Genomic DNA, 21,797 nt, shown 5'->3' with positions numbered 1-21,797 from the left:
GCTGGAGCGCGATTTGCGGGTCTAAATCCGAAAATACGGGTCTATGTGGGAAATTCTCGGGTCTAATCTGAAATTTACGGGTTTTAAATCCAAATTTGCGGGTCCTCGCCCCCAAAGCACCCCCAACAAACAAAAGAACCGCCACCAAGGCGGTTCTTCCCCATCACATCACCCAAATATCTGCTTAAAATGATGCTCCATATGATCTAAATAGTCCTGAATGAGCCACTGCAGTGTGACGTTTGCGGTGCCGTTCACGCAGCACGCTGTGCGCAGCTTGTCGCTCGGCACGTTCGCGATCACCCTCGCGATCTGCTTGTTCAGCGTCAGCCAGAGTGAGCAGACCTCATCACAGCTCATCTTTTCATAGCATTGGACGCGGACCCAGTCGTTCTGCTGATATTTATGAAGCATGACGGGCTCAGGCTCGCACTGTGCCCGGACAAAACGGCTTAAATTGTTGATCGCCGAATCGCATAGGTGTCCGAGTATCTCTTTTTTCGACCACTTATCCGGCGCCGGCCTAGCAGACGCCTCATCTTCACTAAACCGCTGGAACTGCTCCGGCGCCTCGGTCAGCCAATAGCATAATTTATTTGTCACCGCCTGCATCTTATCGCCCCCTTATTACCCCATCGTTAAACTGTATGCTAGGTAATAAGCTTTAATAACAGGAGGACGAGCAGTTTATTTAAAAATTAGGCTTTATTTGATTTGCTCGAACGGTTATTTTATAATGAACAAAAATTACCGAAGATTCGGAAAATTTATCTGCGAATCAACCGGTTTCCAACCTGATGTGGTGATGAGTTGTGAAGCTATTATGAGTGCGGTGACATAAATAGGAGGTTTCCACTATGACAGCTTTCTTTAAACCGATGGCGTTCCAGCTGAAAACCGAACGACTTGAGCTGAGTATGTGGGAGGAATCCGATTCTGTCTGGATGAGAAAACTAATTGGCGAACGTGGTGTGGACATGCCGACTCCTGACGAAACCCGTAGCCGAGTTATCGAGATGCGCAAGAGAGCAGTCGAAAATGGCATTTCTCTTCTCACTATCCGCCGCCGAGACGAGGGCGATTTCATTGGATACTGTGGCTTGATAATCGGTCGTTCCACACTTGAAGAGCCGGAGATCGCATATGAACTGTTCCGAAGCGTTCACGGTAAAGGATATGCGACTGAGGCAGCATCGGCGGTTCTGGACGCTGCGATTGCTACCGGGCGCCACAGGCTTTGGTCGACTGTAGGCGCTTGGAATATTGCTTCCTTTCGAGTGCTAGAAAAGATAGGATTTGAGCGACACCACAGCACGTGGGACGAGCGCGGCGAAATAGTTTGGAACGTACGCGATCTTTAACTTTGACCTGAATCGAAACTATGGAAAAGGAGAAAAGGTCATCAGTTGAGGGGAGCCCAGCCTCTTACAGCATTTTATACATCAGCAAATCATCAACAAGCTCACCGTCGATACAAAACTCATCAATCAAACGGCCTTGCTCCATAAACCCGCACTTCGTATAAAAACGCACTGCCTTAGAGTTGCCAGCAAGCACGCGCAGGCAAAGCTTTGTTTTCCCAAGGCTCCGCGCCCAATCCTCCGCATGCCCCATGAGTTCCTGCCCGATGCCGGAGCCATGGTAGTCAGGATGAACAGCCATCACGAGCTCTGCTACATGGCGATTGGATGGAAGAGGCGTCACGTCTTTAATAAAAATGTATCCACACACTACATTCGCAGCGAGTGCAACCAGCATACTGCCAGGAGGATTCTGAATCTGAAACTGCGCCGCACTGTCCCAATGAATTTCATCGCTGGGCGTCGTTCCCTTCACCCAAGCGATATTATCTAGCTCCATGAGTGCCTGCATATCCTCTTCCTTAGAGAAACGAATGGAAATAACGGAATTCATCTGCAGCATTCCTTTCTTTATCTATGTTCTTTACACATATTTTACCATGAATATGAAGTTTGCCTCTGTGTGAGGAGGGAATGGGGGAATAAATAAGGTCTGGGGAAGGCCTGGGGTCCGGTACTCATGGAGCAAAAACATAGCACTGAAGCGGAAACAACGCCATGAGTACCGTACCCCCAACAAACTTCAGAGAGAAAGGAAGTGAGCATATGCCCGAAGAAAACTTCAGCTTGTGGATGCTGATCACGGTGTTTCTCGTCGTCACAGGCATTCAGGCTTACTGGGCGCTGAAGAAACAGAGCATGAAAGCCGTGTTGCTCTTTTCAGGAGTCATCTGGATCGGAGCCGCCGTGTATTTCGTTTTCCTTGAAAAAACAATCGATATTTAGAAAATATGTCCAAAACGCTTTTTGCTTTTTTCCGCGAGAATTCTTATAATATAGAAGGATATAAAAAAAGACAGTCCAATGATGGGCTGTTTTTTCTGGTTATACAGAGAAGGATTTATGTTAAAGCTTTTAAAAAGTCAGGAATTCAGGTGAAAAAGGATGAAACGTGCAAGACTTATTTATAATCCAACATCAGGAAGAGAAACAATTAAAAAGCAGCTTCCATATATATTAAACAGACTCGAGAACGCTGGCTATGAAACATCTTGCCACGCAACGACTCCTATGCCGAACTGTGCACAGAACGCGGCAAAGCTCGCGGGAGAGCGCGGCTTTGATCTTGTTATCGCTGCTGGCGGCGACGGCACGATTTATGAAGTCGTCAACGGCCTGGCTGGTCTTGAGAACAGACCAAAGCTCGGCATCATTCCAGTCGGTACAACGAATGATTTCGCACGTGCAGTAGGCGTGCCGCGCACGATTGAAGGCGCATGTGACGTGCTTTGCGAAGGCATCGATATGCCTGTAGATATCGGTCAGGTTAACGACCGTTATTTCATCAACATCGCTGGCGCGGGCCGCATGACCGAGCTTACTTATGAAGTGCCGAGCAAGCTGAAGACGATGATTGGTCAGCTGGCATATTTCCTTAAAGGAATCGAGATGCTGCCGTCCATCAAGCCAACGTACGTCGAGATCGAATACGATGAGCAAAAATTTGAAGGCGAGGTTATGCTGTTCCTCGTCGCCAACACGAACTCTGTCGGAGGCTTCGAAAAGCTTGCACCGGCATCCGAGTTCCATGACGGTTTGTTCGATCTTATCATTTTGAAAAGAACAAACCTCGCCGAATTCGTCCGTATCGCGACACTTGCGATCCGCGGAGAACACATCCACGACGAGCACATCATCTATGCAAAAGCGAAGCGCGTGAAAGTGACGCCGCGCGAAAAAATGCAGATCAACCTCGACGGCGAGCTGGGCGGAGTATTGCCGGGGGAATTCGTCAACCTGCACCACCACTTTACGATGCTCGTACCGAAAGAGCGTTTAAAAATCTAATAAGTAAACGAAGCCAGACGGGTGTCTGGCTTCGTTTATTTTATAAAACTCAATATGACGGCAGCTGCCGTTCCCAAAAACAACAACCCAAACAGAACATAACCCGTAATCTTTATTGGTTTAGGCAAGCCACTGATACGGTTCAAGTTTTCACGGTTTAAAGGCGGGATTCCTTCTGCTCGTTGAAGGTCTTCAATCGGAGAATAGATTTTTCCTTCGTCTGACTGGTTTTGTGTGGATGGAACCTGAGTTGAATGTTTGTCCATTACAGCTTCACTCTCCTATAAAGCCGTTAATCGAAAAACTCAATATGCGGCTTTTCTTTTTTGTAGTAAGACAACCTGTCTTGTAACGTGCCTGTATGAAATTCAAACTTGTGCCCATCTGGATCGGTGAAGTAGATGGAGTTCTTGTCTTTTTCATCTCTCTCACGGCCAAGAAGGATGTTCACACGTAAATCCCTCATTTTTATCTCCAGCAACTCCAATTCTTGTTCTTCCACCGAAAAAGCGATATGCGTGTACGACTTGCTGATTTCATTACGCGGAATATCAATTTCCGTGTTTAATGCCAGCCACAAGCCGTTTAAATCAAAGTATGCAGTGCTGTGACCCTTCATTAACAGCTTCGCATCAAATACAGTCTCATAAAACTGTATCGACCGGTCTAGATCAGAAACCGAAAACAGCAGATGATTGATCGTAAATTTAGACATTAAAATCACCTCTACAATGAAATATGACAAGAGAGGTGCCAACTCCTTCTTTATCATAAATGAAATCACCAGAGAGGATTTGGACACCCTCACCACTTATGCTACAATCAGGAAAGCAAACTCAAAGGAACGATGTGTGATGACAAAGGCAAACGCGCCTATTAATAAAAACGACATATTGCAAGTCGACGTTGTCGACTTAACGCATGATGGAGCTGGTGTAGCGAAAATCGACGGCTTCCCGCTGTTTATCCCGAACACTCTCCCAGGTGAACGTGCGCAAATTAAGGTAATCGGCTTAAAAAAAGGGTTCGGCTTTGGTCGGTTGATAGAGCTGATTGAACCGAGTCCAGACAGAATCGAACCGCCATGCCCGATCTATAAAATGTGCGGAGGCTGCCAGTTGCAGCATCTCTCTTATGAAGGGCAGCTCGAGTACAAACGCAAGCAGGTGGAAGAGGTCTTAACCCGCATTGGTAAAATTGAGAATGTACCTGTCCTGCCGACGCTTGGCATGGGGAATGAGCCGTGGCGCTACCGCAACAAAGCACAGGTGCCGGTTGGCGAGCGTGAAGGCCGTCTGATCACTGGCTTTTACCAGAAACGCAGCCACGAGATCGTGGAGATGGACAGCTGCATCATAACGGGCGATACGAGCGACGATGCTGTACAGGCCGTGAAAGAAGTACTCAACAAATACAGCATCACGCCATACAACGAGCAGAACCACAAAGGCCTGCTGCGCCATATCGTTACCCGATACGGCCGCGTGACGGGCGATCTGATGGTTGTTCTCGTGACGAACGGCAAAGAGCTACCGCACAAAAACAAGATCATTGAAGACATCCAAGCTGTACTGCCGAACGTGAAATCGATCGTGCAGAACATTAACAAAAAGCGTACAAACGTCATCTTTGGCGAAGAGACGAAGCTTCTCTGGGGCGCCGAGTACATCTATGATTTTATCGGCAACATCCAGTTCGCCATCTCGGCACGATCGTTCTACCAAATCAACCCGCCGCAGACGAAGGTGCTGTACGAAAAAGCGCTGCAATACGCGGACCTGAACGGCGACGAAACCGTTATCGACGCATACTGCGGCATCGGAACGATCTCATTGTTCCTCGCGCAGAAAGCGAAAAAAGTGTACGGCGTAGAAATTGTGCCGGAAGCAATTGAAGACGCCAAACGAAACGCCGAGCTTAACGGCATCACAAACGCCGAGTTTGCCGTCGGAAACTCAGAAGACATCATTCCAGCGTGGAAAAAAGAAGGCATCACCCCAGACGTCATCGTCGTCGACCCGCCGCGAAAAGGCTGCGACGAAGAGCTCTTGAAGACGATTATTGAGATGAAGCCAAAACGAGTTGTGTATGTGAGCTGCAACCCAGCGACACTGGCTCGTGATCTTCGAGTACTTGAAGATGGCGGATTCAAGACAGTGGAAGTGCAGCCGGTTGATATGTTTCCGCAGACGACGCACGTCGAGTGCGTAGCACAACTCAAATTAATAGAAGAAAACAACTAAAGTTCTACCGATAAGAAGTTGAGTCCTCTGATGACTCAACTTCTTTTTTATTTGTGTCACAAAAATTTGCAACCGTTCGTTATACATAGTGTGAGGAGGAATCACATGAAAAAGGACTATGAAAAGATGGAAGAGTTGTACGAGCTGTATGAACAAAACGTTTATTATGTCACTTTTTCTGTTTTGCATAATATTCAGCAGGCGGAGGATGCCGTCCAGGAGACGTTCATGACTCTTTACAGTCATCTAGATGACATTCGCAGCTTAAACTCTCAAGAGCTTAAACGCTACATCTTAAGAATCGCGAAGAACAAAGCAATCGACAGCTATAGGAAAAATAAACGCCATGGGACCTTCATAGAAGAATATCAAAAAGAGGCGAAAGGCGAAGCAGACGCAATAATTGAAAACTGGGAACAGAGTTTTATGTCTGAAATTCAATTGGATACGCTGCTAAAAACGTTAAAGGAATCTTACAAACTTGTTTTCAAGTACAAAGTCTTTTACGACTTAAATTATCAGGAAATCTCAAGTCTTATGGGAATCTCTGAAGTGAATGTACGCAAGCAGTTTGAGCGGGCACGAAAGCAAGTACTAACTATTTTAGGAGGTAAACATGAACTATTCGAAGAGCTCAGAAATAATGGATGAAGTAGCTGAAAAGATTGCTTTAGAAGACTTTGATAAAGTGGCTGACCACCATACATTTTCAGATACCTATAAGCACAAAAAGAAAATGTTTTTGAAGGAAATCCAGAGTAAAGGCGGACAGCCGCAAGTTAAACGGAAAAAGAACTGCCTTTTGATTGCAGCTGCCTGCTTATTGATTGGCATTCCGACCACGGCTTTTGGCGCGGCAAAAGTATATGATATGTTCGTCCAAAAGGAAAATTATGAGGTGAATGTTTCTGTAACAAATGATGCCGCCAAAAATAAAAACAGCTGGTATAAATTGAAGCTCAATCATATGCCGGAAAATATGGCAGCGATCGATGAAACGGCTATGAAATACTCTTTTAAAGATAACTTTGCCAACGGAGGGTTCTCCTTCATTCTTTGGAGATTGGGGAAGGACTCTGATTTTCAAACGTTATATTCAAACAGCTATGAAGAATTAGAGATGAATGGCAGGAAAGCCGTGATTGTCAATAAAGACAATGGAAACGACAATTTATCCTTTAACAGACAGGTCTTTCTCTTATTTGAGAAAGAGGGATTCATGTTAGAAAGCTATATCGGAACCGATGTAAGTGAAGAGCAGATGATAGATGTACTTGAGAACATTTCACTGGAGACCGCTTCAAAGGAAACGGCATCACAAACAATCGATTATGATGAAGCTCAGTCAATCCCAAAGGATAAACCAATTGAAACTAAGGTCATTCCTTTGAAAAATGACAGCCCGCAGCTGTTTTCTGTAGGACAAAGTGTTCCAGTAACCATAAATTTGGGTGAATCCCTAAGTAAACTTGAATATGTTGTAGAAAAAGTGAAAGTCTTTGATTCACTGCAGGATTTCAAACAAGAAAACTTTAATCCATTAGGACTTAAGATTCTACATGAAAGTAAGGCAATAAACGAAACTAAGACATTATTACCCTACAAACGGGATGTATTTAAAGCCGGAGATGGCAAAGATTCGATTGATGAATTAATAGAGACGAAATTTGTTAATGTTAAGTTCGTTCACTTAACCACAACCATAAAAAATACAGGTAAAAAGGCAACGGAAGAGATCTATATGCATCCATCTTTAAAAGTTCTTCGTCAATCTGAAAATAACGCATGGATCTACGCCGGAAAAAAGGGGATTGCTGAAGAAAGTATTATGACGGGCGAAGTGGATTATTTAGAGCCCCATGGAAACGGAAAGAGCTTCTATAACATTGGCAGCATCGCGCCAGGACAAACGATCAAGGTAAGCCTAGGTTATTTTGTAGATGAGGATAAATTGAATTCAATCTTCCTTGATGCTTTCCATTACTGCGGGTTCGGTAATATTGAAGATATGAACAAAAAAGATCGCTGGTGGATTGATATTCGTCAATAGCTGCCGGTCATTTCGGTGAATAGTAATGTTTTATGTTCCCCAGACTCATAGTTTGGGGGATTTTTTTATGTGTCTATTTGTTTATGTTACAAGAGGAAAACAACCACACTTGCAGAATAAAGCAAATAAAAGGTTATAACGACAAGGAGTGACATTATGAAACTTCTCCTCACATCTGGAGGCGTCCTGAACAAAAGCATTCACGCCGCGTTAGTTGATATGCTGGACAAGCCGATTGCTGAGTGTAACGCTTTGTGCATCCCCACCGCGATGTACGGACACCCTTGGGTCGGTCCTGGTGTCAAAGCCTGGGAGTTCATAACGGGGACCCCGGGGAATCCTATGGTCGACCTGGGCTGGAAGTCTGTCGGTGTACTGGAGCTCACGGCGTTGCCAAGTATCAGCGAAGACCGCTGGGTTCCACTGGTCCGTGAGACGGACGTCTTGCTGGTATCAGGAGGGGACGCTCTCTACCTGAATTATTGGATGCAGCAGTCCGGGCTCGCTGATCTCTTGCCTTCACTAAAAGCCGTCTATGTGGGAATGAGTGCCGGGAGCATGGTGATGGCGCCTAGGATCGGAGAAGACTTCGTCGGCTGGACGCCGCCTACAGGCGGCGATGAAACGCTCGGACTGGTCGATTTTGCGATGTTCCCGCACCTGGAACACGAAATGCTGCCAGATAACACTATGGCCGCTGCAGAAAAATGGGCCGCCGAGATCGGTGGACCGGCGTATGCCATTGACGATGACACCGCGATTAAAGTAGTCGATGGAGAGGTTGAAGTTATCTCCGAAGGGCATTGGAAACGATTAACGCTATGATTTTACTATGTAACTAGTATCTTGGATCAACTTGTTCAAAAAGAGGCAACTGATGATTACAGTAATAGGTTCTCTTTTGAGTACAAAACAGAAAAAAGCAATGCAAATAGCAAGCTAATTCGCATATGAATTAGCTTGCTTCTAACCTTAACGGAAGTTTATTTTGGCTAAACGTCGTATTTCAACGCTTAGCTTTCGATTAACGGGATACACTTCTTCTATAAAGCTTAAAATACGTAGTGCAGATTCAGGTACATGATCATACCCCTGTACCATGTCTGCAATCATTTCCGCGAAACGAGGGTATCTTTTTTCCAGGCGTCTTTCGTTTCCGAAAGGATCGGGAAAGTAATCCACCTCTTGCTCTATCAAATGAAGTACGGATAAAATCCTGTCCACAGCATAACCTTGTACGAACCTCGTCGCTGATAGGCGCTCTCCTCTGGCAAAGCGGCCAAGTCCTACATAGAGATTAGTTAAAGCCTCGTTCAAAGGATGGTCTAATGAGTCTTTTTTGGGGCTAGGCATCGGGTTAGAAGGTTTTGAAATTCCGGTATTGTTGTAGGAGGGATCCTTCCAAACGACTCTCCCTTCCGTATAAGAACCATTAATCAGCTCAGATTCCTCAAAAACCGCATATTCACCAAATATGCCGTCCTCGAACAGTATTTTATAGCCAATCTCCGAATTCTTAAAAGAATAAGCTAAGGGGTGAACTTCTTCAAGCCAATCCAAATGGTCGATGTATCTGTTTTTTTGGTCATGCCTTACAATGACAAAGAAATCCAAATCTGAATAATCATCCAGCCGGGCAGTCTCGATTCCAACGGAACCGACACCTAACAATAATAGTGCACCTCCTTTTCTTTCGAGCGATTTGCCGATCTCGTCAAGACGATGCAACAGCATTTCTGTTCTCAACATTAAAAGTCCTCCTTTAGGTTAACGCAAAAAGGGCCCAACCTACTTTTCAGCGAGGTTGAACCCAAAGGTTTCATTGCCTTTATTTTCCTAATGTGATTTTATCATGAACCTTAATTTCTTTCTACCGAAGATGATTTATTTTATGTAAGGTAATGTTCACAACAATCGGGTGCGTTGATCTAAGAAGGATTAACGCCTTTTTTTATTAAACTTATTGAACAAACGTGCTGTTTAGTTCAACTAGAATACCTAGTCGATGTTTTTTGCTCTGTTTAAGAATAATGGTGATTTTTTAGTTAACTGTCAAATGGTAAGAGATATAGGAATAGTATATTTCTGGATTAATAAAATTGAAACAGGGAGAAAAATGAGGTGATTTTATTTTAGAAAAACTCAGGAAAATTAATATGAAAACTGCTGTATTTATGGGAATTATTTTTTACTCTTTGACTATCTTAATTCACTTTCTTATTATAAGCAAAAGTATTCCATTCACATGGGTTAATGGTGGAAGGTCTGAATCATTCGCTGAACAGCTGCCAATATCTGTTATAAGTATCGTTATTTCTATTTTTGGAGCAGTTTTTACGTTGATTGTTGGTAGAATTAAACTATTTAAATACAAAAGAGGAATAACCGTTATATGTTGGTTTTTTGTTGTACTTTGGTCTTTTGGATTTATACAACAATTGTTTGGTACACCTTTTGAAAAAATGGTTTGTTCGTTAGTATTGCTTATTGGAGTTATCTCGAACTTGCGTATGGCGATTGAAAAAAAATAGATGTAACTAATTAATAAGTTTGTGAACAATTACACTTAAACTAAAGGGTGCGTTGTCCAAGAAGGATTAACGCACTTTTTAATGAAGTTATTGAACAAACGGGCAGGATTATTGAATAAAGATGGTGCAGTGCTTTTTCGGTTGTGATTTTATACCAATTCTCTATGTTACTTCACTTGTTGTACTCCGAAAGAGAACTCGTTATGATTACATTCAATTGCTTATTGTTTTACTTTCCTCCCCCAACCGCAATCGTATGATAACCTCTCGAACTTGGCCCTTTAACTATTTTCACATCCTTAAATCCTGTTTGAATCATCAAGGGAATCAACAGTTCTTCTACCATGCTCTGCACCCCGGTCCACGTTTCTCCATCCTTACCGTTGCAAATTGTCAGCGTTACGGTTCCGTTTGGTTTTAAAACTCTGTACAATTCAGAAACTGTTTGAGAAGAAACGTCCCAAAAGTAGAGTGAATGAATGCTGAATACTTTGGTGAATGACTCATTGTCGAGGGGGATGTCACTCACATTGCCCAGAAGAACTTCAGCTGTTCCTTTCCTTAGCGACTGCCTGTTTCTTAATTTTGCTGAACGCAGAACAGATGTGGAGATGTCTAACCCAGCCACAAATTGAACATGAGGATGTAAAAGAACCTTTTTTATCGCATATCCAGCCCCACATCCGATTTCCAGCACTCTTTCTTCATGGCGTAACTTCAGCAATTCAATGGTCCAGAGTGTCTCCGGCTGATGCTGCAGTACCATTTTTTCTCCAAAATACAAACCCAATATGCCGCTTGGCGACTGATATTGGAGATCCACCCATTTCTTTAGCGGTTTTAACAAAACCATTATTTAGCCCCCTCATCGTTCTTATAAAAAAAGTATAGTACAGCACATATATTAAACAAGGTAATATCAGTTATAGTTGATATAAAGATTCTTTATGGAAGAAGAGGGTAGATACTGTGGACATCAATCAATTAAAGGCGTTTGAACACGTAGTAAGACTGGGGAGTTTTAGTAAAGCAGCAAGATACTTAGATCTTTCGCAGCCTACGATTAGCATGAGAATACAAGGATTAGAAAAGGAGGTTGGGGGAGGTTTATTTTATCGTGCTGGAAAAAGGATAGAGCTGACCGAGGCGGGAAAGGCGTTCCTGCCATATGCAAGACAAGCCATCGAAATCGTAACAAAAGGGATAGAAAGAGCACAGTTGATGCAAGAGGGAAAGGCAGGACACGTTGCCATTGGAACATTGCCTTCCTACACTTCCGGCATGTTTAGTTCAGTCATTGCGGACCTTAATATAAAGTACCCTGAAATAAAAGTAGAAATCCATACGGGGCATAATCAGCAGATCATTGAAATGCTTTATGATGGGTTTATCAAAATGGGATTTATGACAAAACCTTATTTCAATACGGATATAAAGAGCATCTTAACGTTCAAGGAACCGCTTGTACTCGTCGCGCACCCTTCTCATCCAATCGTGTCGTCATCGGTCAAGGACCTCAGTTGTGCGGAGATTATAAAAGAAAGCAAACCGTATATCATTGTAGACTGGAGTGAAGAAAGCAAACACTATCAAAAATCAATGATCAGTCCCAGGGTGGATTATTTAGAATTGCCCCCGGCAACAGCATTGGACTTTGTTCTTGCCTACAATGGAATAACCCTTCTAACGGAACCGATGGTATCTGATCTGTTAGAAGAAAAAAAGTTAGTCCAACTGCAGCCAGCTGATCTTCCAGCGTTATACCGTGAAATCGCACTGGTGAGCTTAGAAACGGAGCAAAGCTTGTCTCCTGCAGCAAGGACATTTGTTCATGCTTTTAGGGAGCGGTTATAAAGAACGAAATTTCCATAAATTATAAATGTACAGTGTTTGATAATCAGTTAGTAAAATGTTATAAGTGTAAAAGAATAATTAACCAAAATTAAAAAGTTGTACCCATAGATCGTGAGAGGATTGAGTAACATGAGCAATAATTTTTGGCGTGAGCTGCCGCGTCCGTTTTTTGTACTTGCCCCAATGGAGGATGTAACGGATGTAGTTTTTCGCCACGTCGTAAGTGCAGCCGGCCGGCCGGATGTGTTTTTCACAGAGTTTACAAACTCGGATAGCTATTGTCATCCCGAGGGAAAGAATAGTGTCCGCGGCCGTTTAACGTTTACAGAAGATGAGCAGCCGATGGTAGCACATATTTGGGGAGACAAGCCCGAATATTTCCGCCAAATGAGCATCGGCATGGCCGAGATGGGATTCAAAGGGATTGATATCAATATGGGCTGCCCTGTGCCAAATGTCGCGCAGAGAGGGAAAGGGAGCGGACTTATTCTACTGCCGGACCTTGCAGCTGAACTCATTCAAGCTGCAAAAGCGGGTGGACTGCCGGTCAGTGTTAAAACGCGCCTTGGCTTCAAGGAAATCGATGAGTATAAAGAGTGGCTGCCGCATATTCTGAAGCAGGATATCGCGAACCTGTCCATCCACCTGCGCACAAGAGACGAAATGAGCCTCGTGCCCGCGCACTGGGAGCTAATTCCGGAAATTAAAAAAATGCGTGACGAGATTGCACCAGACACGCTGCTTACCATCAACGGTGACATCCCTGACCGACAAAAAGGACTGGAACTTGTAGAACAGTACGGAATTGACGGCGTCATGATCGGACGCGGCATCTTCAAGAATCCATTTGCGTTTGAAAAAGAGCCAAGAGAGCACAACAGTAAAGAATACCTGGATCTCTTAAGACTGCAGCTTGACCTGCAGGATCAATATGCCGAAGAAGTGCCACGTTCGATTTCAGGGCTTCACCGTTTTTTTAAGATTTATGTTAAGGGATTTCCGGGAGCGGCTGAACTGCGGAATCAGTTGATGAATACGAAGTCGACGGATGAAGTGCGTGGATTGCTTGATAGCTTTGAAAAGGATTTTGATGGGACGGGGCAGTGAAAAGTTTGCCAGGGAAAAGTCTAAACTCGCTGGAACGATTTGAGGCTCGTTTTTGTTATTAAAGGAGAATATTAAGGAAGCGCAGTATATAACTATTACAGCGTCTTTCCGAAATTGCTGCCACTGACTCAGCTTAAGTTGAGTCAGTGGCTTTGCTTATGAAATTTTAAGAGATCATAAAATAGAAGGAAGTGTTTAAATGGATCTCCAAACAGTCATGCAAGAACTCGAAGCCCTCGGCAAGGAACGAACGAAGAAAATGTACATATCCAACGGTGCGCACGAACCGCTTTTTGGTGTGGCGACTGGGGCTATGAAGCCGATTGCTAAGAAAATTAAAATCAACCAGCCCTTAGCTGAGAAGCTTTACGCGACTGGGAACTACGATGCGATGTATTTTGCGGGGGTGATAGCCGATCCAAAAGCTATGACGGAGGCTGATTTTGAGCGTTGGATCGATGGGGCGTATTTCTTTATGCTGTCTGATTATGTGGTTGCAGTGACGTTAGCTGAAACAGACATTGCGCAAGATGTTGCGGATAAGTGGATCGCAAGCGGTGAGGAGCTGAAAATGTCAGCGGGCTGGAGCTGCTATTGCTGGCTTTTGGGCAATAGGCCAGACAGTGCATTTTCCGAGAGTAAGATTTCCGATATGCTAGATCAGGTGAAAAACACTATACATGATTCTCCAGAGCGGACAAAATACGCGATGAATAATTTTATTTACACGGTGGGAACTTCGTATGTGCCGCAGCACGATAAAGCGGTCGAGATTGCAGAGGCTGTAGGGCCAGTAGAAGTGAAAAAGGACAGCAAAAAAAGCACTTTCCTGGTCGCTTCCGAGAGAATTCAAAAGGAAGTGGATAAAGAGAGGATCGGCTTTAAACGGAAGTATGTAAGGTGTTAAACAGTAGACAAAAGGATAAAAGAAAACGACCAGATGCGTCTGGTCGTTTTTGCATATTTTCTAAGTTTATCGGTCAGTTATGGCCGTTCCAGCGCATTTGCAAGTATGCGGTGGACGAGTTCGTGATCACGTGTATCGTGCAGCCGATAATTATCACCGGGCAAAGTATACCACTCTGCAGCGCCCTTATAGGTGATGGAGAGATTAAGATTTCCTTCGTCATCGCAGGTGGTGCGCAGCTCAAGCTCTCCGCTGATGACGCCGACCTCCTTGGTCATGACACCATGTGTTGCGGTAAAGATGGACGATTTCTCTTCCATTTGAGCGGCTCCTTTCCAGTTAACATTAGTATGTGCACGTATTTAGCATGCTTTGCAGGGCAGTCTTCTCCGATGATTGCAATTTCAAACCCCATTGGTGTTTCGTGCTGATCCACCACTTGGCGTAACCACAGCTCGCTCCAGCACGAGGGGGCTGCCACGTTGACGGGTCCTGATCCCCTTTAGAACGATTGGTGCTTGCCGTTACGGCTATCAGCTGAGGACCATTCAGGTCATTGGCGAAGCTTTGACGTTTCGCTGTCGTCCAAGAGCTTGCTCCTGAACGCCATGCTTCAGCTAGAGGGACAATGTGGTCAATATCAAGTTCAGAGGGTGAATACACTATAACACCGTCATAGTAACTGTACCATTTTCCTGACGTAACCGGACAGTTTCCAGAGAAATAGTCGGCGTCACGTTTGAGAACAACTTGTCGAGTGTCACAGCCGCCGCCTTGAGAAATCCAATGCGGAAACAGGTCACGAGAATAGCCGGTCATAGAGCCTTCAGACTGAACAATAAGCGCATTCAATTGAGATTGAGCGGTAGACTTGGAGGGAGTGCCTGGCGGAAGCGCGAACGCATCTTGAGTATCGTTTAGTGAAATAAGATGGAGCGTTAATGCCAACGTAAAGAAAACGGCCAAAAACTTTAATTTCTTCATCATCATGAAGAAACCTCCTCAGTATGTATTTGTGAATCTTCTTAATTTTAAAATAATATTGTTCTGCTTGAATGAGGAAAAAGTTAAGTTTTTGTTTTGTTTTCCAATTTAACCAAATAATTCTTTTATACCTATTTACTAGATAAATAAGGATATCGTCTTAATTATTGAAACAATTCAATATACACATATGGGGTGTATTTGTTTATAGGAAGGTGTTTAAAGAAAAAAACGACCAGCGTTGGTGAAACGGGTCGTTTTTCATGATTTCATTATAGTTTACTTCACGGGAAGCTGGCTAACGTTGTGTCTCGCACTCGCTTTTTTCACTAGTACATACAGCAGGGTGCTGCCTTGTTTTTGTATTACCAATTCCACATCTATAAACTTGTTTATCCGTTCCGGCTTTCGCTGTATTTCTTAAAGTTATTGAGAAACGCTTGCCAGCCTTCTCTTTGCTGTTCAATTGAATTCGTTCCTTCTGCTTCAAATTCCTCGACAACCTTCGTTTCATTGCCCTGGCTGATAAAGTGAATGGTGACTTTTCTTCCGTCATCGATGGTGTATGCAATGTACTCGTTTTTCCTGACTTCATCATAAGCGCCCGTCATATCAAACCCAAAGCTGCCATCTTTTGCTTCCATTCTTGTAAGGAACCTTCCGCCAGTTTTCAAATCATTCTCGGCATGTGGGGCATGCCAGTCATCTGAAGCAAACGACCACTGAGTGATATGATGCGGCTCCGTCCAATATCTCCACACCTTTTCCACCGGAGCTTGAACAACTGTTTCAACTGTAATTGTCGTTTTATCACTTGTCTGCAATGTTGTTACCACCTTTCGATTATAGAATGCTACTGTTTTCAATTTTTTTTGTGAATGTCCTGCAAACCTCAGCAGTCTATTACCCATTAGACACAGTTTGCCTTTATTTTTTTACTACAAGAAGGAAACGTATGTTCTAGTGAAGAATACTTTATTGTCAAATTATAAAATCAGGAGGCAATCTACCATGGGAAGACTAATACACTTTGAAGTTCATGTAAGTGAAATGGAACGCGCTATGAAATTCTACGGTGAGGTGTTTGGCTGGTCGTTTCAAGACTGGAGTGAGTACGCGGGCATGCCTTACTTTGGGGCAGTGACGGGCGATGAGAAGGAGCCTGGAATCAATGGTGCGTTGATGCAGCGTCAGGGTAATGCTCCTGAACCCGGTCAGGCGATGAATGGGTTTTCTTGCACGTTGGGTGTGGCAGATTACGATGCGACAGAAGCTAAGATTTTGGAGCATGGCGGAAAGGTTGCTATGCCGAAATACGCTTTGCCAGGAATGGCGTGGCAAGGATATTACATCGACACTGAAGGCAATGTGTTTGGCATTCATCAGCCGGATGAGAATGCGAAGTAAATAGGAAAGAAGGCAGCTTCCCGTAGGAGCTGCCTTCTTTATTTTAATGATTGTGAGGATCCTGCGGGTCATCCTTATGATCCTTATCAGGCAAAACGATCAGCGGGCGCATCATATCATGATCTTCATGCTCTAAGCGGTGACAGTGCCAGACGTATTTTCCGGAATAAGGCTGAAACTTCATAATGAGCCGCACGGTTTCTCCGCCATTAATCAGCACGGTGTCTTTTAACCCAAAATCGGCTGGCAGAGGAGGCAGCAAAGTACCGTTTGCAGTGAAACGGCCGATGACGCGGAAGTTAACGAGGTGGATATGAATCGGGTGGATTCCAGGCGTTTGGTTCACGAGCTCCCATATCTCAACAGAGTTCAGCAAAGGCGTTTCGGTTGGAGGGTCCATCCAGGTTTTATCGTCAAATAAAAGCATGAGCCGGCCGAATTCATCTTCAGAATCATTTAACGTAATGCGCCGTATCTTCCTTACTTGATCGAGCGGGATTTTTGGAAGGTGGGATAAGAATGGAGGAACTTTGCTGCGGTCAGGGCGTGACAGCGGCTTTGTTACTTTGAATTCCATGATCTCGCCGACTGGATTTCCTGTTTCAAATGCATCTTGCAATATAATCTTTTGTCCTTCTAGTTCGGAAAAATCAACGACGATGTCCATACGTTCAGCTGGTGAAACATCTAAACTCGTAACTTTAATCGGACGGGCAAGAAGGCCGCCGTCTGTTCCAATTAAATAGAATGAATGATTGTTGCTGAGCTTGAATCTGTAGGTGCGTGTGTTTGATGCGTTCAATAAACGGAATCTGTACTTGCGAGGCTCTACTTTTAAAAATGGCCAGACTTTTCCGTTCACGGTAATGGTATCGCCTAAAAACGCCGGAACGATGGAAGGGCACGGCAGATCAGGGGATGGATTGTCCGGCTGCTTCGGATAAAAAAGCGAGCCGTCTGGGTTGAAGGATTTATCTTGAACAACAAGCGGGACTTCGTATTTTCCCTTTGGAAGAGGCAAAGACTGTTCATGCTTATCACGAATAAAGTACAGTCCAGCAAGTCCGGCATACACATTCAGGCGGGTTATTCCCAGCGCATGGTCATGATACCAGAGGCCAGCCGCCCGTTCGCTGTTCGTATAATAATAGGTTTCTTTTACAAAGTCTGGACCGGTCTGCCGGAAGTCCCGCGTGAACCATGCTTCTGGAAAACCATCGCTGTCCGGTTCTGAAGGACTTCCGTGCAGATGAACAACTGTTCGAACTTCAGGTGTGTCATGTGCACCGTGAATCGTTGTATCGAGCGGAAGGAACTGCTTTAACGGCAGTTTATTTTCCCATTTCACATAAATTGGGTGATTCTGCTCCACCTCAAACGTCGGACCAGGCACCATCCCGTTATAGCCCCACACTCTCGTTTCAGGCAGATCTCGATGAAACTGGTGGAGTGCCTCCAGCATCTGCACTTTATAAAACGGTTTTCCCTTATGTGTGCCACACGGCTTGATTACTGAAGGAATGGGAAGAGCATCAACAAATTTTCGTAATACCAAACATTTCATTCTCCTTTTAAAAGATTCATCACTTTATATTGAATGAACGATTGAAGGAGATTGCTTGTTTACATACCCAAACAAGGAAGCTTTTTTTATAGCAATTGTATATTTGTCTATATCCGGGGTGTGGGCATATGTACTGCTCGCTTAAAGTGAAATTATCCCATAAAGTGGTTTTTTTAGTAAAATGGAGAAATGAGGTCGGATCCAAAATGGTAGGAGGGATTATCTCAAGTAAAAGGAGGGGAAATATGACCCGAATTACATTCTTAGCTTCTTCAAAGCCATTCCAAATACCAGATGAAATTGAAGAATATAATAACCGAAAAGTTTTTGAACGTGAAGAAGACGTTATGTATTTCTCTGTAAAAGAGGTTGATAATTATTGGGAGTACGACATTAAAGACCTGTTTTCTATGCCCTACATTTACGAAGCACAAGGCGTGGGAAATAAGTTATTCCTAATGTACATTGAAAAGTATTTGGAAATAGGAGATGTGTTGGAAGTTTACCAAGTACCAAATCAAAACGCATTCAAGGAATATAAACAAAGAGTGCAAGAACATCCTGAACCAATTGAAATAAATGTAGGCAGCTATACTTATCGAACCATTTATGGCGTATATCAATTAAACCCTAAGAAATGGTTAGAAGAACTCAACCACCGAAATTTTCTTACGCATTTTGGAGTTACAACTTTTGTTAAATATTAAGGAAAAGGAGTTCCTAAAATGATCACACCCATCTTCCGAATCTTTGATATTGAAAAAGCTCATGCCTTTTACATAGACTACTTAGACTTTACCTTAGATTGGGAGCATCGTTTTGCTGAGAACATGCCAATCTATTTTCAGGTGTCTTTAAACGGCGACAGCATACACCTTTCTGAACATCATGGAGATTGTTCTCCAGGCAGTGCCATTCGTATAAAAATCAGTGATTTGAAAGGTTATCATGCGACTTTATCAAGCAAAGAGTATGCATACGCCAAGCCTCGTATTGAAAATACACCATGGAACACGATGGAGCTGACGGTTGCCGATCCTTTCTCAAATCGCATCGTATTTTATGAAGATAAACAAAAATAGACATGGTTTTCCCATGTCCATAGCTGAATATAGTTCTTAACCCCAATAATGCCAATATTGCTGACCATAAGGATTTTGCGAATACTGCTGTGTATTCATATAATCATAGCTTCTATTACAGTCTTTATAGGGCCCAATATACGTAGAAGGTTTAACAGGTGCAACTGCCTGCTTCCACTGGTTTTCGTCAAGACAATACGTATGCGCCATGACATTGGCAGGAGTGAATTTTAGGATGTCGGAACCTAGCACTACTGCTGGAGTAGGAGCATCGAAAATGGCTAAAAGATGAGTGTGATCCTGTAAAGCAATTTCATAGTGCCACCATCCTTGTGGAATATTGGCTACTTGTCCGGGTGTTATCTGGAAATTGAGCAATTGCTTTGTAAAAGGGTTGAGGATAGCGACTAGTACTGAGCCTGAAATACAATACACAAGCTCTGCTGCGTTTTGGTGATAATGAGGTTCCACAACATTATTCGTGCTCATAAAAATGTCGAGCAGAGACACATTTTCAAGTGAATTCAGCTGTTTAATCCCAAGTATGTTGATATAATTCTGTTTATCTTTTACAAACAAAGGGCTTGTATTAACGTCAAACGTATATTGAACAGAAGGAGAACTATAATCCATGTATGAACGCATAAGTCTTCACCTCATGTATGAAGGATACTTAGCATAGTATGCAAAGGCCTATGGTTCGTGATTATTTAGTTGATCTCCTCCGCCAACTCCACAATAATCCCCTCTGGCCCGCGAACGTAGCATAGCTTACAGCTATCGTTATAGTGCTGAATCGCACTAATAACACCTGTCCCTTTTTCTTTCAATGATGCAACAATGCCCTCAATATCGTTAACCGAAAAAGCAATATGCTGAATAGCCAGGGACATCTGCTGAACTGAATCTTCTTCAGGATAATGAAATTTGATCAGCTCAATCCATGTCTGATCGTCTGGCGCACCGAATCCTGCACAGGTTGCTTTTACGTTATGCTGCCCAACGAAATGATACATCCACTCTTCTTCAACCTCCCATTCTCCCTTCAGCTCAAGGCCAATATCGAGAAAAAATGTTTTAGTTGCAGAGAGATCTTTCACGATAACACCCATATGATTCATTTTTTTAATGGTCATATCTCATACCTCCGATTGGTTAGCATCTGTCATTCTAATTCGCTAGGAAAAGAATCACTCCTTTTTTAAAAAGAAACCTTCCGTACCGTGACTAATATCAGATAATTCTGTATAATGGTCGGAACAGATGGGGACGTGTGTTATTCCACTATAAAAAGGAGCTGACATTTTAATGATCGCAACAAACCCAGAACTGGCTGCAGCACTGAAAAGTATCCTTCCCGAAGAACAAGTTTCTTTCAATCAAACGATTCTCGAGCAGCATAGCCGGGACGAGTCGTATCATGATTGCAGTTTGCCAGAAGCAGTTGTTTTTCCGGCCACAACAGAGGAAGTTGTTAAGATCATGAAAGCTGCCAACCAGTACAATGTGCCGGTTGTTCCGTTTGGCAGAGGGACGAGCCTCGAGGGCCATGTCATTCCTTATGACCGCGGGATTACGATCGATTTTTCGTTAATGGATAAAATCCTCGAGGTAAGGGAGGAGGACTTTCTCGTTAAGGTGCAGCCGGGGGTGACGCGCATGCAACTAAACAACGCGCTGAAAAAGCACGGCTTGTTTTTCCCTGTCGATCCAGGAGCGGATGCAACGCTTGGCGGGATGGCCGCAACGAATGCGAGCGGAACAACATCAGTAAAGTACGGCGTCATGCGCGATCAAGTGCGTGACATAGAGGTGGTCCTGGCTGACGGAACGGTGATGAATACGGGAAGCTTAGCGGCAAAATCCTCCTCAGGGTTTCATCTGAACGGTTTGTTTGTGGGATCTGAGGGAACGCTTGGCTGCTTCACGGAACTGACGCTCAAAGTGTATGGCATTCCAGAGTTTATTCTCGCAGCCCGAGCTTCTTTTCCAACGGTCGATGACGCAGTCGGTGCAGTCGTGAGCATCCTGCAAGCCGGTATCCCAATCGCACGCTGTGAGCTTGTCGATGAACAGTCGATGAAACAGCTGAACGTGCACAGTGAAACAGCGTATCGCGAGCAGGCGACCTTATTTCTAGAGTTTCATGGCAACGAGGCGGGATTGAACCAGGACGTGAAGTTCATGGAAGATATTGTGGCGGATTACCGCTGCGAGCAGATTGAATTCGAGACCGATAACGCCGGCCGAAACAAGCTATGGGAAGCTCGGCACAATCTAGCGTATGCCTATGTTCATGGCCACCCAGGGAAAAAGCTGATGGTAACCGATGTGTGTGTGCCGATTTCTGAGCTTGCCGGGGCGATTCTCTACGCGAGAGAGGAATTAGATGCACTAGGTCTTCCCGGAGGAATTGTCGGACATGTCGGGGACGGCAACTTTCATGCGCTGCTGATGATTGATACGAACAACCCGACTGAGGTTCAAAAAGCGAGTGAGTTCAATGAGCGAATCGTGCTTTATGCGTTAGAACGCGGCGGGACGTGTACGGGAGAGCATGGCGTGGGTGTCGGTAAACAGAAGTATCAGGAGAGAGAGCACGGAAACGCCTACTTGGTGATGAAGCAGATTAAGCAGGCTCTGGATCCGAAGAACCTCATGAATCCGAATAAAATTTTCAGCGTGAAGAAGGAGGCATAA

General features: G+C 44.1%; 27 protein-coding genes. 15 read left to right on the top strand and 12 right to left on the bottom strand.

Annotated features, from left to right (window positions below; all coding sequences use genetic code 11):
• Positions 1-168: 168 nt before the first annotated feature.
• Positions 169-612, bottom strand: a complete 444-nt coding sequence (locus tag CGZ90_RS17295; protein ID WP_094253776.1) for a DinB family protein — start codon at positions 610-612, stop codon at positions 169-171.
• Positions 613-857: 245 nt separating this feature from the next.
• Between CGZ90_RS17295 and CGZ90_RS17290 the strand changes: the two genes are divergently transcribed.
• Positions 858-1,361, top strand: coding sequence for a GNAT family N-acetyltransferase (locus CGZ90_RS17290; protein ID WP_094253775.1), 504 nt, complete (start codon positions 858-860; stop codon positions 1,359-1,361).
• 64 nt (positions 1,362-1,425) lie between these two features.
• On the opposite strand, the gene CGZ90_RS17285 is transcribed toward CGZ90_RS17290, so the two are convergent.
• A complete protein-coding gene (locus tag CGZ90_RS17285) occupies positions 1,426-1,914 on the bottom strand; it encodes a GNAT family N-acetyltransferase (protein WP_240515465.1) in 489 nt (162 codons plus the stop codon).
• Positions 1,915-2,126: 212 nt separating this feature from the next.
• Here CGZ90_RS17285 and CGZ90_RS17280 point away from each other — a divergent pair, with 212 nt between their 5' ends.
• Together CGZ90_RS17280 and CGZ90_RS17275 are read left to right on the top strand one after the other, a co-directional pair.
• On the top strand, positions 2,127-2,306 hold the full coding sequence (locus CGZ90_RS17280; protein ID WP_094253774.1) for a hypothetical protein: 180 nt from the start codon (positions 2,127-2,129) through the stop codon (positions 2,304-2,306).
• A 159-nt stretch (positions 2,307-2,465) separates the two neighbouring features.
• Positions 2,466-3,368 carry a diacylglycerol kinase gene (locus tag CGZ90_RS17275; protein WP_094253773.1) on the top strand — a complete coding sequence of 301 codons (903 nt, stop codon included), beginning with the start codon at positions 2,466-2,468 and terminating at the stop codon, positions 3,366-3,368.
• A gap of 35 nt (positions 3,369-3,403) precedes the next feature.
• On the opposite strand, the gene CGZ90_RS17270 is transcribed toward CGZ90_RS17275, so the two are convergent.
• A complete protein-coding gene (locus CGZ90_RS17270; protein WP_094253772.1) occupies positions 3,404-3,634 on the bottom strand; it encodes a hypothetical protein in 231 nt (76 codons plus the stop codon).
• A 26-nt stretch (positions 3,635-3,660) separates the two neighbouring features.
• Positions 3,661-4,083, bottom strand: a complete 423-nt coding sequence (gene fosB, locus CGZ90_RS17265; RefSeq protein ID WP_094253771.1) for a metallothiol transferase FosB — start codon at positions 4,081-4,083, stop codon at positions 3,661-3,663.
• 139 nt (positions 4,084-4,222) lie between these two features.
• On the opposite strand from fosB, the gene rlmD reads away from it, so the two are divergent.
• The 4 genes from rlmD to CGZ90_RS17245 all read left to right on the top strand — a co-directional run bounded on the left by rlmD (position 4,223) and on the right by CGZ90_RS17245 (position 8,486).
• Positions 4,223-5,611 carry a 23S rRNA (uracil(1939)-C(5))-methyltransferase RlmD gene (gene rlmD, locus CGZ90_RS17260; protein ID WP_094253770.1) on the top strand — a complete coding sequence of 463 codons (1,389 nt, stop codon included), beginning with the start codon at positions 4,223-4,225 and terminating at the stop codon, positions 5,609-5,611.
• Between the two features lie 105 nt (positions 5,612-5,716).
• Positions 5,717-6,262: an RNA polymerase sigma factor gene (locus tag CGZ90_RS17255; protein ID WP_094253769.1), complete on the top strand. Its 546-nt coding sequence runs from the start codon at positions 5,717-5,719 to the stop codon at positions 6,260-6,262.
• Positions 6,228-7,661, top strand: a complete 1,434-nt coding sequence (locus CGZ90_RS17250; protein ID WP_094253768.1) for a DUF4367 domain-containing protein — start codon at positions 6,228-6,230, stop codon at positions 7,659-7,661. Before CGZ90_RS17255 ends, CGZ90_RS17250 begins: the two co-directional genes overlap by 35 nt.
• A gap of 156 nt (positions 7,662-7,817) precedes the next feature.
• Entirely contained in the window at positions 7,818-8,486 is a 669-nt protein-coding gene (locus CGZ90_RS17245; RefSeq protein ID WP_094253767.1) for a Type 1 glutamine amidotransferase-like domain-containing protein, read from the top strand.
• A 147-nt stretch (positions 8,487-8,633) separates the two neighbouring features.
• On the opposite strand, the gene CGZ90_RS17240 is transcribed toward CGZ90_RS17245, so the two are convergent.
• On the bottom strand, positions 8,634-9,410 hold the full coding sequence (locus tag CGZ90_RS17240) for a hypothetical protein (protein ID WP_094253766.1): 777 nt from the start codon (positions 9,408-9,410) through the stop codon (positions 8,634-8,636).
• A gap of 407 nt (positions 9,411-9,817) precedes the next feature.
• Between CGZ90_RS17240 and CGZ90_RS17235 the strand changes: the two genes are divergently transcribed.
• Positions 9,818-10,192: a hypothetical protein gene (locus tag CGZ90_RS17235; protein ID WP_094253765.1), complete on the top strand. Its 375-nt coding sequence runs from the start codon at positions 9,818-9,820 to the stop codon at positions 10,190-10,192.
• Between the two features lie 229 nt (positions 10,193-10,421).
• Here CGZ90_RS17235 and CGZ90_RS17230 read toward each other — a convergent pair whose 3' ends face one another.
• Positions 10,422-11,045, bottom strand: coding sequence for a class I SAM-dependent methyltransferase (locus CGZ90_RS17230; RefSeq protein ID WP_094253764.1), 624 nt, complete (start codon positions 11,043-11,045; stop codon positions 10,422-10,424).
• Positions 11,046-11,161: 116 nt separating this feature from the next.
• Between CGZ90_RS17230 and CGZ90_RS17225 the strand changes: the two genes are divergently transcribed.
• The 3 genes from CGZ90_RS17225 to CGZ90_RS17215 all read left to right on the top strand — a co-directional run bounded on the left by CGZ90_RS17225 (position 11,162) and on the right by CGZ90_RS17215 (position 14,060).
• Positions 11,162-12,046, top strand: coding sequence for a LysR family transcriptional regulator (locus CGZ90_RS17225; RefSeq protein ID WP_094253763.1), 885 nt, complete (start codon positions 11,162-11,164; stop codon positions 12,044-12,046).
• A gap of 129 nt (positions 12,047-12,175) precedes the next feature.
• Positions 12,176-13,153 (top strand): tRNA dihydrouridine synthase, encoded by a 978-nt coding sequence (locus tag CGZ90_RS17220; RefSeq protein WP_094253762.1) that lies wholly within the window; start codon positions 12,176-12,178, stop codon positions 13,151-13,153.
• Positions 13,154-13,352: 199 nt separating this feature from the next.
• Positions 13,353-14,060: a DNA alkylation repair protein gene (locus CGZ90_RS17215; RefSeq protein ID WP_094253761.1), complete on the top strand. Its 708-nt coding sequence runs from the start codon at positions 13,353-13,355 to the stop codon at positions 14,058-14,060.
• Positions 14,061-14,137: 77 nt separating this feature from the next.
• Here CGZ90_RS17215 and CGZ90_RS17210 read toward each other — a convergent pair whose 3' ends face one another.
• From CGZ90_RS17210 to CGZ90_RS17200, 3 genes are all read right to left on the bottom strand, one after another.
• Positions 14,138-14,380 (bottom strand): hypothetical protein, encoded by a 243-nt coding sequence (locus CGZ90_RS17210; RefSeq protein ID WP_094253760.1) that lies wholly within the window; start codon positions 14,378-14,380, stop codon positions 14,138-14,140.
• Positions 14,381-14,405: 25 nt separating this feature from the next.
• Positions 14,406-15,047 (bottom strand): HNH endonuclease family protein, encoded by a 642-nt coding sequence (locus CGZ90_RS17205; protein WP_094253830.1) that lies wholly within the window; start codon positions 15,045-15,047, stop codon positions 14,406-14,408.
• A gap of 389 nt (positions 15,048-15,436) precedes the next feature.
• Entirely contained in the window at positions 15,437-15,868 is a 432-nt protein-coding gene (locus CGZ90_RS17200; RefSeq protein WP_094253759.1) for an SRPBCC family protein, read from the bottom strand.
• A 187-nt stretch (positions 15,869-16,055) separates the two neighbouring features.
• Here CGZ90_RS17200 and CGZ90_RS17195 point away from each other — a divergent pair, with 187 nt between their 5' ends.
• Positions 16,056-16,451, top strand: coding sequence for a VOC family protein (locus CGZ90_RS17195; RefSeq protein WP_094253758.1), 396 nt, complete (start codon positions 16,056-16,058; stop codon positions 16,449-16,451).
• Positions 16,452-16,494: 43 nt separating this feature from the next.
• On the opposite strand, the gene CGZ90_RS17190 is transcribed toward CGZ90_RS17195, so the two are convergent.
• Complete coding sequence (locus CGZ90_RS17190) at positions 16,495-18,006, bottom strand: multicopper oxidase family protein (RefSeq protein WP_094253757.1); 1,512 nt, start codon at positions 18,004-18,006, stop codon at positions 16,495-16,497.
• Positions 18,007-18,260: 254 nt separating this feature from the next.
• On the opposite strand from CGZ90_RS17190, the gene CGZ90_RS17185 reads away from it, so the two are divergent.
• Positions 18,261-18,722 carry a hypothetical protein gene (locus CGZ90_RS17185; protein WP_094253756.1) on the top strand — a complete coding sequence of 154 codons (462 nt, stop codon included), beginning with the start codon at positions 18,261-18,263 and terminating at the stop codon, positions 18,720-18,722.
• Between the two features lie 18 nt (positions 18,723-18,740).
• Positions 18,741-19,097, top strand: coding sequence for a glyoxalase superfamily protein (locus tag CGZ90_RS17180; protein ID WP_094253755.1), 357 nt, complete (start codon positions 18,741-18,743; stop codon positions 19,095-19,097).
• A gap of 36 nt (positions 19,098-19,133) precedes the next feature.
• On the opposite strand, the gene CGZ90_RS17175 is transcribed toward CGZ90_RS17180, so the two are convergent.
• Together CGZ90_RS17175 and CGZ90_RS17170 are read right to left on the bottom strand one after the other, a co-directional pair.
• Positions 19,134-19,742 (bottom strand): cupin domain-containing protein, encoded by a 609-nt coding sequence (locus CGZ90_RS17175; protein ID WP_094253754.1) that lies wholly within the window; start codon positions 19,740-19,742, stop codon positions 19,134-19,136.
• Positions 19,743-19,807: 65 nt separating this feature from the next.
• Positions 19,808-20,233 carry a VOC family protein gene (locus tag CGZ90_RS17170; RefSeq protein ID WP_094253753.1) on the bottom strand — a complete coding sequence of 142 codons (426 nt, stop codon included), beginning with the start codon at positions 20,231-20,233 and terminating at the stop codon, positions 19,808-19,810.
• Between the two features lie 172 nt (positions 20,234-20,405).
• On the opposite strand from CGZ90_RS17170, the gene CGZ90_RS17165 reads away from it, so the two are divergent.
• A complete protein-coding gene (locus CGZ90_RS17165; protein ID WP_094253752.1) occupies positions 20,406-21,797 on the top strand; it encodes an FAD-binding oxidoreductase in 1,392 nt (463 codons plus the stop codon).

This window comes from Fictibacillus aquaticus, from assembly GCF_002245695.1.
In the GTDB taxonomy this organism is placed as follows: domain Bacteria; phylum Bacillota; class Bacilli; order Bacillales; family Fictibacillaceae; genus Fictibacillus; species Fictibacillus aquaticus.
Note: the sequence above shows the minus strand (reverse complement) of the source record. Positions and strands in the feature narration are given on the sequence as shown.